This is a genomic window from Actinacidiphila bryophytorum (genome assembly GCF_016916835.1).
Taxonomy (GTDB): Bacteria; Actinomycetota; Actinomycetes; order Streptomycetales; family Streptomycetaceae; genus Actinacidiphila; species Actinacidiphila bryophytorum.
Genome location: NZ_JAFFIX010000027.1, coordinates 26,004 through 40,852, shown reverse-complemented (window position 1 = coordinate 40,852; position 14,849 = coordinate 26,004). Strand labels below are relative to the sequence as shown.

Annotated in this window: 7 protein-coding genes; 5 read left to right on the top strand and 2 right to left on the bottom strand. The window is 68.0% G+C overall.

The window, feature by feature from the left end; translation table 11 throughout:
• Positions 1-181 precede the first annotated feature (181 nt).
• Positions 182-6,787, bottom strand: coding sequence for a polymorphic toxin type 28 domain-containing protein (locus JT723_RS29350; RefSeq protein WP_205047867.1), 6,606 nt, complete (start codon positions 6,785-6,787; stop codon positions 182-184).
• Between the two features lie 130 nt (positions 6,788-6,917).
• Between JT723_RS29350 and JT723_RS29345 the strand changes: the two genes are divergently transcribed.
• The 5 genes from JT723_RS29345 to JT723_RS29325 all read left to right on the top strand — a co-directional run bounded on the left by JT723_RS29345 (position 6,918) and on the right by JT723_RS29325 (position 13,472).
• Complete coding sequence (locus tag JT723_RS29345) at positions 6,918-7,238, top strand: hypothetical protein (protein ID WP_205047866.1); 321 nt, start codon at positions 6,918-6,920, stop codon at positions 7,236-7,238.
• Between the two features lie 315 nt (positions 7,239-7,553).
• Positions 7,554-11,936, top strand: coding sequence for an FG-GAP-like repeat-containing protein (locus JT723_RS36295; RefSeq protein ID WP_205047865.1), 4,383 nt, complete (start codon positions 7,554-7,556; stop codon positions 11,934-11,936).
• A 116-nt stretch (positions 11,937-12,052) separates the two neighbouring features.
• Positions 12,053-12,826, top strand: coding sequence for a hypothetical protein (locus JT723_RS29335; protein WP_205047864.1), 774 nt, complete (start codon positions 12,053-12,055; stop codon positions 12,824-12,826).
• Positions 12,827-12,855: 29 nt separating this feature from the next.
• Positions 12,856-13,317, top strand: a complete 462-nt coding sequence (locus JT723_RS29330) for an NUDIX domain-containing protein (protein WP_205047863.1) — start codon at positions 12,856-12,858, stop codon at positions 13,315-13,317.
• Positions 13,314-13,472 (top strand): hypothetical protein, encoded by a 159-nt coding sequence (locus tag JT723_RS29325; RefSeq protein ID WP_205047862.1) that lies wholly within the window; start codon positions 13,314-13,316, stop codon positions 13,470-13,472. The genes JT723_RS29330 and JT723_RS29325 overlap by 4 nt, the downstream gene beginning before the upstream one ends.
• Positions 13,473-13,572: 100 nt before the next feature.
• On the opposite strand, the gene JT723_RS29320 is transcribed toward JT723_RS29325, so the two are convergent.
• Entirely contained in the window at positions 13,573-14,610 is a 1,038-nt protein-coding gene (locus tag JT723_RS29320) for a DUF2786 domain-containing protein (RefSeq protein WP_251513010.1), read from the bottom strand.
• Between the last annotated feature and the right edge of the window lie 239 nt (positions 14,611-14,849).

Below are 14,849 nucleotides of genomic sequence, written 5' to 3'. Positions count from 1 at the left end.
AGATACTGCCTGACAGCCTCCGCTTGGGCAGAGGAACCCGCTAGTCCAACCACGTGCAACGCTGTATACAGGTCTCCCTGACTTGTCCGGCCCTCAGAAATTGCCTCCACGGCAACGCCGAGCTCTCTAGCGCTCAGCGTCCCAGATTTCGCTTTACTGAGCATGTCTCTAAAATCTGCCATCAGTGCCTCGGGACATATTTCTCTGAGTAGTCGAGCAGTTTGCTTGCCTGGCTGAATTCGTCCTGCAGTGATGGGAAGCTCGGGTCATCAACCCCTGCCTTTGACATCTGCACCTTGATCTGGTGAATGCGGTTCAGGAGACCCTTCTGAGCGTCTCGAACCTCCCCAACATGGTCCCAAGGAGTTCCATCAGCCTTTCGCGCAACAACCTCGCCACCAAGTTCGCGTTGAGCGGCATCAAGATCCCTGAAAGTGAGATGCTCGGCAATCCTGTCTGTCTTCGTCGGAATGCCGCAGCTCGAATTATGCACAAGCACTGGCGTGGTACCAGCGAGTACATAGTACGTGTGCAGGTCGTTGACCGTGAGGTTGTACATGTCGGCTTCGCCGGTGACGGGGTGGAGGGCGGCGATGCGGACGTGGGTGTTGTGGGCGGTTTCGAGGACGTGGCCAGGGGTGAGGTCGGCGGCGTTGACCCAGGCGTGGGTGGTGTCGTCCCAGAACGGGTGCTCTGTGGTGGTGTGAAGGATGGTGAGATGTCCGGGTGACGTCTCGACCTGGATGTCGATGAGGTTGTCGTCGTGGTTGATGAGGGTGGCGGTGACGGCGCGCGGGCCTTCGTCCCTGCCGGTGGCGGGGTTGCCGGCTTCGACGGCGTCACCTGTGACCACCTTGCTGATGGGTTTGCTGGTCCCGTCAGCAAGCAGTACTGGGGTGTCGGGCGCGAAGCTGTTCAGGCAGCCCTTTTCACCGGCCTTTGTGGCCAGGTAGACGTCGTCGAATTCGCCGAGGTCCGGCAGATCCCCGCCGGCGAACATCATTGCCGCGTCTTCGAAGATCTGATTGCTTCGATCCCACTTTGCGGCTTCCCGCGTGCACTCGTCGTAGTGATCGACGCAGTAGGTCGCGGCGATCCGCTGGGCACCAGCGACATCGTCTTCGTGGTGCAGCAGGTACTGGGCTGCCTTCTGGCAGCCGGTCCGCCCGAAGCACACGTTTTCCATGTGGCCGAAGGCGTTGGTGAACGGCTTCCAGTAGCCGCCTTCGAGATGCGACTTCTGGCTAGGGCTGAACAGGGCGTACTGCGTCTGCGGGCGGTCCTTGGCGCGCCCGGACACCGAGTGGGTGTTGACCCAGTTCTTGCTGTGGGTCGCCTTGTAGACGTTGTTGGCCACAACGTTCTCGGGCTTGGAGACGTCCGACGCACCGGTACCGCATTCGCCGTCGCACGCGCCGAGTGGGCGTAGCCCGGTGGGGTCGGCTTGGCCGATGGGGTTGTCGCGGGTGTAGCCGTAGCCGTTGAGGAGTTGGTCGTCGGTGGCTTCGAAGAGCGGGTCGAGGCTGATGAAGCGACCGATGGTGGGGTCGTACTGGCGAGCGCCCAGGAGGGTGAGGCCCGTGTTGGTGTTGTTCGGAGCGTTGAGGAAGCCGCGGTTGTCGGTCCAGGTGACCGTGGTGCCGCGGGTGTCGCCGTAGGGGGTGAACTGGCGCCAGGTCGGGACCTGGCCGGTGCTGTCCAGGCGGATGCCGTTGGTGCCGTGCAGGTCGCCGAATTCGAAACCGTAGTTGGCGCTGAGACCGGTACGCACCGCGGTTCCACCACCGGGCAGGGCGATGTAGCGGACACCCGTGGTGGTGTTGGTGGCGGTGTTGAGGGTCATCTGCTGGCCGGGCAGATAGAGGACCGTGCTGCCCGGGTCCTTCTGCAGCAGGACGTTCCCGTCGGCGTCGTAGACGTAGCTGGTGGTGCCCGTGCCGGAACCGGCGACCTGGGTGAGCTGACCGGCGGTGTTCCAGGTCAGGTTCTGGGTGCCCGAAGCGGTGGTGCGGGTGAGCGTGTTCCCGTCGGCGTCGTAGGCATAGGCGGTCGAGGCGGTGGCGGCACCGGTGGACGTGGTGCTGGCGAGGGCGTGGGGCTGGTCGGCGGTGTTGTTGTTGCCGGTGCCCTTGTACGTGTAGCTGGTGGTGGTGTCCGCGCCGCCGCTGGTGGAGTGGTCGGTCTGGCTGGTGCGCTGGCCCAGGATGTCGAAGGTCCAGCTGGTCCAGTACGCGCTCCCGCCGGTGAGCTGGTCACCGACCGTGGAATGGGCTGCGGTCGTGGGAGTCGCCGCGCACGAGTCCGTCGCGGTCCAGGCCTGGTTGAGCCGGTCGAGCTGGTCGTACTGGTAGCACTGCGTCTCGGTGGCAGCGGTGGCCCCTAGGCGGGTGCTGGTCTGCCGGGTGATGTTGCCGGCCGGGTCGTAGGTGTAGGCCTCGTCGTCGATCGCGGCCGGCTGCGTGGAGCGGGTCAGCAGCTGATCGGTCAGCGCGCCGGTGTGCGGGTCGTAGGTGTTGGTGAGATAGGCCGGGTTGGCGGCCGCTCCGACGGTCTCCTGGAGGACCTGGCCGTACGCGGAGTACGTGGTGTTCTGGGCGTAGCCGTATGACGTGTCGGCAACAGTGTTGGGCAGGTCCAAAGAAGTCGAGTAGCCGTGGAGGACCGACTCGGCCGGGAGGCCGCCGGCCAGCGGGTAACTGTCGCTGTAGAGCAGGCCGGTGTCGGGGGTGTAGGTGTGCTTGAACGTCCAGGTGCGGCCGAGGGCAGTGCCCTCGGATGCGGGGATGATCACCGACTCGCCGAGTGACTCACCGAAGGCGTTGTAGCCGAGTTGCTGCGTCACGTACGCGGCCCCGCCGTTGTAGGCGGTCTCGGTGGTGAGCTGGCCGATCGGGTTCTTGACATTAGCCACGGCGTTGTCGTTGTCGTAGACCCAGGAGGCGAGTTCGTTGGCCGAAGCCTGCTCGGCTGTGGTGGCCGCGTACTGGGCCGTCTTGCGGTTCAACGCGTCGTACACGAACGAGACGCTGTCGCCGCGGGCGTCGGTGGTCTGCGTCAGGTTGCCGTTGGCGTCGTAGACGATGGTGCTCGTGCCGGCGTCCGGGTCGGACTTCGCCGTCGCGCGGCCGAGCAGGTCGAATGTCGTCGTCCAGGTGCTGCCGCCGCTCTCGGTGGCGTCCTGGTTGCCGTGCCCGTCGTAGCCGTAGGTGATCGCGTTGGACGTACCACCGCTGACGGACCAGATACCGGTGAAGGTGTTGGCCGGCTTATTCAGCGTGGGCCGGGCGCTGTACGAGACGACGGATGCGGTACGGCCGAGCGGGTCGGTGGTGGTGGCCTTCACCGTGCCGCCGTCCGGCGGGATCACCGTGGTGGTGTCACCGCTGTAGATGGTGGTGGTGGTCTGCTTGGTCACCGAGTACTGCTCGGAGTCGTCCACCACCGTGCGGCCGAGACCATCGAAGGTGAAGACGTCCTGGTTGGGAATCTCAGAGTCCTGCGCCGAAGCGAACTCCAACGCAGGCAGGTTGTCCGCGTCCCAGTAGGCGTTGTTCTTCTTGCGCACCCAGCCGTGGGAGTCGTAGATCGACTCGGTGACCAGGCGCCCGCCCTGCGGGGTCAGGGTCTGGGTCTGCCGGTCCCGGCCCAAGGCGTCGTAGAGGCTGATGGAGGTGACGTAGCCGAGGGAGTCATTCAGCGTCCTGGTGGTCACGCCCGAGGGGCCGGTCTGGGAGACCGTGTAGATGTACAGCTCGTCGGCGGGCTGGGTGACGGCACGATTGTGCTCCCAGGCAGCAGTGGTGCGGCCGAGAGCGTCGTACTGGACCGTGCTGACCAAGCCGTTGACGTCCGTCGAGGTGAGTGTCAGGCCACGTGCCGGGGCGAGGGTGGTGCCGGCGGTCTGGTTCTTGGCGTTGGTGGAACTCACCGCGGTGGTCAGGCCGACGCTGTCGACGGTGTAGGCGGTGCTTGTCTTGTTGCCGTTGCTGTCGTAGGCGACGGTCGCCCGGCCGTAGCTGTCGTAGGTGCTGCGGCTGCCGGTGACCCAGGTGAAGGCGCCGCCGGTGAAGCCGGACGCGTGGCGGGCCATCGTCACGTCGCCGACGGTGGGCGCGGACGCCTGCGGGAAGGTCGAGGAGAAGGTGGGGTCGTCGTAGAAGTTCTGGGTGGCGGACACGACTTGGGCCGGCCGGTCGACAGACGTCGGTGCGCCGAGGGAGTTGAGGTTTTTCGGGACCGTCGCAGTGCTGTTCTCTGTGAAGCCGGAGCAGGCGACGGAGTCCGTCTCCTGGAAGGAGATCAGACCAACGAGGTTCTTCGCGGTGTTGGCCGGTGCGTATGCGGTGGAGATGCACCTGTCGTACGCGGCCTCCGCAGGGACGGTGTGGCTGTACACGTGGGTGGGAAACGCAAAGGTGGCGTCCCCCGGATCCGCGTCGTAGGTGGTGTCGGTCTCGGTGTACCGCCAGTGCGTGGTGCCACCGTCGGTGAGGGCCTGGCCGGTCCAGGCCTCGGCAGTCTGGACCGCGTGGGCGGTCAAGTCGGGAACGTCGGTCCTGGCGCGGGTGGCCGTTGCCGGCGAAATCCAGTACGACGTGATGGTGGAGTCGGTGACCGCGCCGCCGGAGCCCAGGTAGTTGGTGGTTTCCAGGGGCTTGTTGGCCAGTTGGTCGCTGTCGGTGTGGTGGCCGCCCTGGGAGTCGGTGAGCGAGACCGAACGGGTCGACGAAGCCGACAGCCAGTCGCCGTCCATACCGCGGTAGTACGTGGTGACGGATTTGGTCTGCGGGTCGTTGGCGCCGTCGCCGGTGCGGGTCTCGACGGTGCCGTAACCACGGAACTGGCCCCAGGTGCGGTACTTGGCCTTGACGACCTCACTGTCGTCGTGGTGCCAGGCGGCTCCCCCTGTGTAGGTGTAGTCCGTCTCCTGGGCGACCGCACCACCAGTGATGTCGGATTGCAGAACCTGGGTCACGGAGTACTTCTCGAACCAGTCGGTGATCGGCGCGGTGTAGTCCTTCGGTGTCCACACCACCGGATAGCAGGACTTGGTGTTGCTCGACGGGTTCGCGGTGGCCACATAGGCCGCTGTGCACGGCTCGGGCAGGCCGTAGGCGACCGAGGTGATGCCACCCATCTCGTTGGTCACGGACGAGATCCGGTAGCGGTGCAGTCCTGGGAACGAGGAGGTGTCAACCCGGTTCTGCAGATCGATGCCTGCGAACTTCACGTCGGGAAGAGCAATTGCGGAGGAGCCACCCGCAGTGGTGTCGTTTCCGGTGTGTGTGATGGACGACAACCACAGGGTGGGCGTGTTTCCGTCGCCCGTCGGCGGCTCGGTCTCGTTCAGCGTGTATGTATCCACCACCTGGTAGCCGGCCGTGGCGGTGGAGTACTGCCGTGTGGTGATGGACGACAGGCGGGCGGTGGAGAAGTAGGAGGCGGAGTGCTGCGTACACGTCGCCCCTGATGCGCACACAAGGTCATACGGGACATCGGGATACTGACTAGCTGCTGTGCCGGAGGACAGTGCGTCGCAAGTGGCCAGCGTGCAACGGCCAACGGTATTGAAGACGACCTGGTCCGGGACGGTGCCGTAGGCACCCCCGTCACGGAAGCCGTAGTCGATACGGGACAGGTACGAGTCGCGGACGTAGGAGACGTTGTGGGCTCCGTTGTCCTCGCCGTAGTAATTGGTGTCCTGGTGGTAGTAGTAGGCCATCGCGTCGCCGTGTGTGTCGGTGACGTAGTCCAGGTGCCAGCGGTAGGCCATGGTGCACACCGACGAGGTGAAACCGTCTGAGGAGTAGCACGGGTCGCCGGAGTGCGCCGAGTAGACCGGCTCGGTGTCCACCGAGTTGGTCGTCGGCTTGCCCGCGGTCCAGCCCGGGAGCTGGTTGCGGCCGAACTCGTAGGTGTCCCCGTTGCGTTCGGTGACGGTCCAGTAGTCGGTGTTGTATGTGCCGCTGCCATTAGCGGAGTTGGTGATGTGCTTGACGACCTCACCGTTGTCGGCTTCAGGCTTCCAGTCACCGGTCACGTCATCCTTGATCAGCGAGGACGAGGAGCCGTTGAGGGAGAGGGTGAGGAGCGGCCCTGCATAGCAGTTGTCCTCGGTGGCAACCGGAGACGCCGTACCTTCCGGCTTGTCCGAGCATGAGGTGAAGGTCTGCTCGACGTAGGAGTCCGGCGTGCTCCAACCGTCGCCCGCCCAGGATGCCTGTGCCTGGGTGGACGAGGTCTGACCGTCGACTGAGCCCGAGTCGTAGCTCAGATCCGGCGAAGGACGCAACTGGCCGGAGGAACCGGGCAAGTCGATGGGGTAGCTGTAGCTGAACGAACCGGACGAGCCACCCGCCGACCATGAACCGGACGGCTTGAGCGATGTCGCCGCGTACGTGCCCGCGCCGCTGTCAGTGGACGCCGTCGCCGCCAGCACCATCGCAGTCGCCGCGGCCGGCTGTACGGCCGCGGCGCCCTGGGCGGACGGAGCGGCCGAGGCGTCCTGAGCGGCGGCCATGTCCAGCGTGGTCGCCATACCGGCCGCACCGTCGCGGTCGGTGCTCAGCGGCTTCTGTGTGCGGCACGCGGCCAGCTCCGGAGTGGTCAGCGCACAGGTGGGAAGCTGGACCAGGTGCAGGCGGGAGGCGTAGTTGCCGCCGTAGGCCTGCCCGAACGCGGCCGTGTCCAGGCCGACCTGGACGTCGCCCGCGCCACCCGCCGCCGTGCCGACGGTGAAGAGCACGCCGTTGACGCCCAGCTTCGTCGCGTCCTGATGCGCCAGCACCTTGACCTTGACACTGCTGGGTCCTTTGTAGGCGCCGCTTTTCGGCGCAACAGCCCGAGCCCACACCGGCGTTCCCGATGCGGCGGCTTTGGTCCCCGGCTGTTTGCCCGCCGGGGCGGGAAGGGATGCCGTGGCGCTGGCCGCGGCCGGCCAGCGCGCCGGCGACGCGTGGAAGGCGCGCTTCGCCTGGTCCTCGACCTTGATCCTCTTCGGCTTCAGGGCCGTCACACCGGAGACTGGCTTGACGTCATGCACAGGTGGCGGTCCCGCGTGCGCGGGGGCCGACAGAGCCGGACTGGCGCTCGCCAACGAGGTGGTGAGCGCCAGCGCGGCAACGGTGCCGACCCACCGGCGCCGCACACTCATCCGCTGGAAGCCGCGGCCGAACCACGCAACCCGAGCCATGGACTACACCGGTCCCATCTCTCAAACGGCCTGCGAGCAGGCATGACGAGCTTCCGGCACACGTCTGACCGGTGAAGCGGCGTTGACTATCGCACGAATGAACGGGTCAAGCCGAGAGCTTCATTTCCGATATGTCAGTACATGAAAATGTAATGTTTCCGCAAAGACATCGTGGTGGAAGTGTGCGAAAACGGGGCAGTTGCTCCTTATTCCCTCCACGGCAAACCGTCGCAAGCGGGGTGCGGTGTCGACGAAAGCCCAGGTCCGGGGGATGCTCTGCCGGTCGCTGCCGCACTGGTTGCCGCATCCACCGACTCGACACGTGTCGGGCTCTGACACGAATCCTGGGGGGAATCCGCCTGTGAGATCTGCTCGTACCCGGCGCGCGCTGGCCGCCGTGCTGACAACTGCGCTCGGCGCACTGTCGCTGACCACCGTGGCGGCGCCCGCCCACGCCGCCGCCCCTGCATCGGCGGCGAAGCCCACCACAGCTCTGACCGGCGAAGCGGATGCCTCCGCACAAGCCGTCGCAAGCGGTCAGGCGGTGGCCGTGGACTCCGCCACCAGCCCGAGCGAGACCGTAACAGCCAACCCGGACGGCTCGTTCACGCTCACCCAGACCGCCGAGCCGGTGCGCAAGTACTCCGGCGGCGCTTGGAGACCGCTGGACGCCACGTTGGTGCGCAACGCGGACGGCACCGTCTCACCGGCCCTCAGCACCACCGCGCTGACGCTCTCCGGCGGCGGCACCCGGCCGCTGGCGGTCATGAAGGACACCAACCGGTCGCTGTCACTGACCCTGCCGGCCACTATCGGCTCGCTCCCGGCTCCCACCCTGTCAGGGCGCACCGCCACCTACTCGGAGGTCCTGCCGGGGGTCGACCTCGACGTCACCGCGGACAACCAGGGCGGCTTCTCCGAGACTCTGGTGGTCAAGAACGCCACAGCGGCCGCCAATCCCGCCCTGACCACGCTCACCTTCGACACCACGGCCAAGAACGTCACACCGGCCACCGACGCGGCGGGTAACTTCACGGCCAAGGACATCACCGGCGCCACGGTCTTCGCCGCCCCTGCCCCCATGATGTGGGACTCCGCCACCGGAACCGACGGCACTGCACAGATCCGCTCGGCCACCGAAGACAGCGACGCACCCACCGCAGGCGACCCGGAGACATCCAGCAGCCTTGCCCCGGGAGCCGACGCGCACGTGGCGCCGATCAAGGCCGTCTACAGCTCGGGAGCGATCGCCCTCACCCCGGACGCCGGCCTGCTGACCGGCGAGTCCACGGTCTACCCGCTGTACATCGACCCCACCTACACGGCCGGCGGCTCCGCGCAGGCCTGGACGTACACCGCATCGGCCTACGCCGGCACCAGCTTCTGGAAGACCACCGACGAAGTGGGCCTGCGGGTCGGCTACCAGGGCTGGCAGTCGCCCTACTACAAGGCGCACACCTTCGTACGGATGAGCGTCGACAGCAGGATCTACGGGGCGATCATCGACCCCGACAAGACGCATTTCTACGCCACCGAGACCTACGCCCCCTCGTGCACCGCCAGGCCGGTGGAACTGTGGACGACCGGCGCGATCTCGTCAAGCACGACCTGGAACAACGAACCGGCCTGGAACACCAAGATCGACGCGGTCAGCGCCGCGCACGGCTGGTCGTCCGACTGCCCCACCGCCTCCGTCGGCTGGGACACCCATACCGCTATGCAGGCCATCGCGAACCACCCTGCCTCCAGCATCACGCTGGGCCTGCGCGCCACGGACGAAGACGACGCGTACGGGTGGAAGAAGTTCGACCACTCGACGATGACGATGACCACCACCTACGACCACAGGCCCGCGATACCGAGCCCGCTGAGCACCTCGCCGAGCCGGAACTGCACCGGGGGAACCATGGGTGACGGCGACGTCACCCTCTACGCCGGCGTCAGCGATCCTGAAGGCGGCACATTGAGTGCCACCTTCAAGGTCACCAAGACCACAGGTGGCGCGACCGTCACCACCAAGACCGTCAACGCCGCTTCGGGTACGAAGGCCGTCTACACCCTCACCAAGGCCAACCTGGAGAGCTGGCTCGGCACCAGTACGGCCACCAAGCTGTCGTGGAACGTCACCGCGAGCGACGGCACCTATACATCAGTGGACTCGTCCACGACCTGCACGTTCACCTTCGACCCCACGCATCCGGGCGCGCCCAACGTCTTTGACGCCGCCGGCATCGACTGCAGTGAGTCGGCCCTCGAATACCAGGTCGGCAAACCCGCGACCTTCACAGTGACGCCCGACACCGACCTCGGGGTCCCGGCACCCGGCCATTACCTCTACCAACTCAACGGCGCCGCACCGGCGACAACCGCGGGCACCAGCATCAGCGTCACGCCCACCCGGGGCACGAACGTCCTCACCGTTACCGCCGCCTCCATCGGCGGCAACATCGGCGACACCGCGAACTGCATTCTCAACGCCACTCCCGCCGCCACCGCCCCCGAGGGCGACCTGACCGGCGACGGCCACCCGGACCTCACCACGGTCGGTGCCCAGGCCGGACTGCCCAGCGGATACTGGCTCGCTCACATCCCCGACGCCGGCCAGATCTCCGCGAGTGTCACCAACATCGGTGCCCAAGGCCCGAATCTCGGCGGTACGCCCCGCGATTGGGACGACACGCAGGCCATCACCGGCCACTTCGCCACTGGCGCCGGATTCAACGACGTCCTCGACTACAACCCCGCTACCGGTAGAGGCTCGATTCTCTACGGCAACGGCGACGGGACGGCCCTGTCACCCACCAGCGGCAACCAGACCGACATCTCGACCCTCGCCTTCCAGGACAGCGACGGGCATTTGGCCACCGCCGTCGCCAGCGGCGGGAAGCTCTACAAATCCGTCAACGGAGGCGTGTTCCAGGGCTTTCCCGACCTGCTGCTGGTCGTCAACGGAAACCTCATCGACGAAGACTCCGCCCCGTCTCCCGGCCTGTTCGCCGGGCTCGATGACCCCCTGACCCTGTCGCACACCAATCCCACTGGGAACGGAGACTGGGCCGACTGGAACATCACCACCGCCCTCACCGACGGCCTGCCAGGGATGTTCGCCCGTGGTGCCACCACCGGTGCCCTTTACTACTACAGCCCCACCGACCTCCAGACCCTCGCCGCGGAAGGCCCCGTGACCCCGGTCCAGCTCGCCACTGGCGGCTGGACAAGCGCCGCCGCACCGATCCTGCAGGCCGCCGACCTCAACGGTGACGGCATCCCGGATCTGCGGAAGGTCGACGCCAACGGCAATGCCACCGCGTACCTCTTCGACGGCACCGCACTCACCGCACAGACCGGGCAGAAGATCTCCAGCCCGGACCACGCTTGGCCGCTGGACGACGGCGCCGGCGGCAGCACCGCCAGCACCGCCGTCGACACCAGCGGAAACCTGGCGCTCACCGGCTCGGCATCCGGAGCCACCTGGGACGCCGACGACGCCCTCGGCAACGTCCTGACGCTGGACGGCACCGGATCGATGAGCACCGGCGCGGCGCTGTCGATGTCATCATCGTTCTCGCTGTCCCTGTGGGCCAAGCCCTCCGCGATCGGCGGCGTCATTGCCTCCCAGGACGGCACCAAGAATTCCGGATTCCTGCTGTACGCCCAGTCCAACCGCGAGTGGTCCTTCTGCATGGCCACGTCCGACACCACCCGCGCCTACGACTGCATCGCCGGCGGCACCGCAGTCGTCGGCCAATGGGCACACCTGACCGTCACTTACAACCCCGCCACCAAGGCAACCGACCTGTACGTCGACGACCGGCTCATGGCACACGGCACCCACACCGCCGTGTCCGGATTCACCGGCCAGTTCACGCTCGGGAACAACCTCAACAACGGCGCACGCGCCTCCTACTTCAGTGGCAGCATTTCCGACGCGCAGACCTGGAACGGTACGGTCCTGACCACCGACGAGGTCGCCACCATGGCGAACCTCCCGCTGCCCGCCGGTCCGTACACCTTCAGCGACGTCGCCGACTTCAGCGGCGACGGGAAGGCCGATCTGGTCGCCGCCGACGGATCCGGCAACCTGTGGATCTACCAGGGGAACGGCAGCGCCGGGTTCGCTGCGGACAACCTCTACATCGGCAGCGGATTCACCGGCTACACCTTCGCCGGGATCGCCGACTTCACCAAGGACGGCTACCCCGACGTCGTCGCCCTCGCGCCCAACGGGACTCTGCGTCTGTATCCAGGCGACGCAGGCCACGACCTGCTCACCCCCAGCATCGCGTTCACCGGCAACTGGAGCGGCTACGCGTTCGCCGGCGTCGGCGACTTCAACAAGGACGGCAAATCCGACCTCATCGCCCGCGACACCAACGGAGACCTCTGGCTCTACCCGGGCACCGGCTCAGGAGCCGGCATCGGCACCCGCCTCCAACTCGGCACCGGCTGGACCGACTACACCTTCGCCGGCATCGCCGACATCGACGAGGACGGCAACCTCGACGTCATCGCCCGCGACCCCGCCGGTCTCCTGTGGAACTACCCGGGCAACGGCAGCAACGACGTCGGCACCCGCGTACAGATCGGCACCGGCTGGAGCAACTACACCTTCGCCGGCATCGGGAACTTCAACGCCGACACCAACCCCGACCTCATCGCCCGCGACCCCAACGGAGACCTCTGGCTCTACCCCCGCACCGCAACGGCCTTCAGCACCCGCATCCAAATCGGCAACAGCTGGTAAGCACCTCCCGCCCGACCACCACACCCCCCGGCGGGGCCGGGTGCCGTCCGGTGACGGCGCCCGGCCCCGCCGGGGCAAGTGCAGTACCGAGAGCTCAGAAGATGAGGACGCGAAATATGAACCGCAAGATGACACTGCGCCTGGCCGCAGTCGGGGTGGTCGCAGCGCTGGGGGTGCTGGCCGGGTGCGGGTCGGATGGCGCCGCCGACAGCAGCGACTCGCCGCAGCGCAAGCAGACGTCTGCACCGGCGGCCGAGGAGGCTCCCGAGCACGTACTCAGCCAGCAGGAGCTGGACCAGGCGGCTCTGGTTCCGGCCGACCTCACCAACTACAGCGTCGAGACCATCGCAGGCAAGGGCAAACCAGTGGGCCGCCTCGACGTCGATCACCGCACCCTCATAACCGCCGAGGGCTGCCAGCCCCTTTACGACATGACCAAGTCCGTCACCGCCTACCCCGCCACCACCGGACGAGTCGTCCAGGCCGCCGAGGACACGTCCACCGAGGACGGCCAGCAGACCATCGTCACTCTCGCCTCATACACCAAGACCACCGCGGCCCAGGGCATCGCCGACCTCCGCAAGTCCCTGGGCGCCTGCACCGCCTTCGTCGGCACCGTCACCGGCGACACCTACACCTACAAGAACGTCACGGCCCTTCCCGACCCGCGCCTCGGCGACGAAGCGGTCTCCTACCGGATGGACCAGTCCATCCCCGGCATGTCGGACGGTGACTCCGCGTTGATGCCACCGACCCAGGAGATCTACGTCGTGGTCCGCGTCGGCGCGACCCTCGTGTCCTTCTCGTCCTTCTCCATCCCCGCCCCAGGCGCCCAACCCGCCCAGATCCCCCCGCAGGTCCTCACCGCTCAGCTCAAGAAGCTGACCTGATCGGCCCGTCGGCTGGCATGCTCGGCGGCATGCCGATACCCAGAGCGGTCGCCGTTGTCGTCGATGGTTCGCGTGCGCTGGTCATCAAGCGCTACCTCAGGCACGAGAGGTACGGCGACTGCGTGATGTGCGAGGCCACCGGATGCCCGGGGCCCACGTGCCCCGGGCATCACTACGCCGTCCTGGTCGGCGGTCACGTCGAGGACGGGGAGTCCGCCGAAGACGCCGCCCTGCGGGAGTTGACCGAGGAGACCAGCCTCGAAGGACGTATCGACCGGCTGCTGTGGACCGGGCGGCACAACGGCCGCCCGGCCTCGTACTTCCTCGTCGCCGACGTCACCGGCACACCCACCCTGTCCGGCCCCGAGGCCCAGGAACACTCGCCCGACAACAGCTTCGAGCTGCTCTGGGCCACCCCCGCCGACTTCGCCCCCCTCAACCTCCACCCCGCCGACATCCGCGAACCCCTGGCGCAACTCCTCCGCCCGTGAGGGGAATCGGGTCGGCCGACTGCGACTGCTGGCAGGCCTGCCTCGACCTGGCCCGCTCCCACCTGCTGCCGCAGCGCATCCAGGAGTGCGTCGCGTGGCTTGCGGCACTGGAGGACGCCCGCGCGGGCACGGACGGGCCGGGGCCTGCCCCGTGATCGGGCGGCCCCGGCGCCGTCCGCCGCGTGGCACGACGCTACGAGCCGTCACCAACAGATCCCCAACGGCCGCAGGTTGGTGCCGTGCCGGCCGGGGCCGTCAGTGCAAGTGGGCGCTGTCCGCGGCGGATTCGCCGTGCTCCCAGCCGGATGCGTCGCGGGCGCGCAGGCGGGAGGTGGTCGTGGTCGGGAAGAGGCGGCGGGTGGTGTCCTCGACCGCGAGGGCGCGGGAGGCCAGGGCGGGAAGGAGGTCGGGCGGCGCCGCGGACTCCTCCTCGGCGGTCGCCTCGCCCAACCGGGTGCGGATACGGGACGCGTAGGCGATCAGGAAGGACTCGCGGAAGTCGCGGGAGCGGGACGTACGGCCGCGGTGCAGGGCGCGGTCGGCCTGCACCAGCAGGGAGGTGTAGAGGAGTTCGACGGCGTCGAGGTCGGGGGCGTGGCCGACGACCGTGGAGAAGCCCAGTTCCGACGACCACACCGACTGGCAGCGGTTCGCCGCGGCGACTGCGTCCAGCAAGAGGGCCTTCGCGCCCTCGTACGGCCGCTCGACGCCGATGCGGCGGGCGCCGGCGCCGGCGCCGCTCACGCCGTCGTGGGACGCGGCGAGCAGCGCCGCGTCGATGCTGTGCCGGGCCATCAGGTGCTGGGCCTTCGCCGACAGGGCCTCCGCCTCGTCCGGGTAGCCGGTCGACTCCGCCTTCGCCAGCAGCGCCCGGATACGGGCCAGCATCTTCGGCGGCGCCGCGGACTCCCCGGGCGGGGCCGCCACCAGCGCGGGGATCGCCGGGAGGCGGACGTACAGGCGCAGCAGCTCGACGTACGCGGCCGCCGCGGAGAAGCGGTCGAGCCGTTCGGCCCGGGCGAAGGCGCCCAGGCCGGTGCCGTCGCCGGTGCCTTCGCCGGCGAGCGCGCCCGCCAGCCGCCGGTGCAGCGGGGTCAGCTCCCGGCCGGCCATCCGCAGCAGGTCCTGCGGCTCCCAGCCGCGGCGCTCGCAGTCCGCCACGGTGCGCTCCGCGGCCCGCGCGGCGGCCGCGTCCCAGTCGGCGTCTGCCGCCAGAACGGACGCGGCGGCGTCCACGTCGTCGTCACCCCCGCGCGCGGCCCGGGCGAGCGCCTCACCGAATCTGTCCTCCACCCGACCATTGTCGCTGGCCGGGCGGGCGGGCGGTGCGTGCGGCGGCCGCACAGGGCGGGCCGCCGGGGGCTCACGTACGCAGCGGGAATCCAGCTCCTGCTGCGGGCGGTCACATGCGCCGTCGCCGCCCGGCACCAGCGACGAGCGCTCACGTCCGCCAGCGCTGCCTGGCTCCCCCGGCGATCGCTCACCTACGCCCCGGCCGCGAGCGGCAACGTACGCCGTGGGCGTTCAGCTAC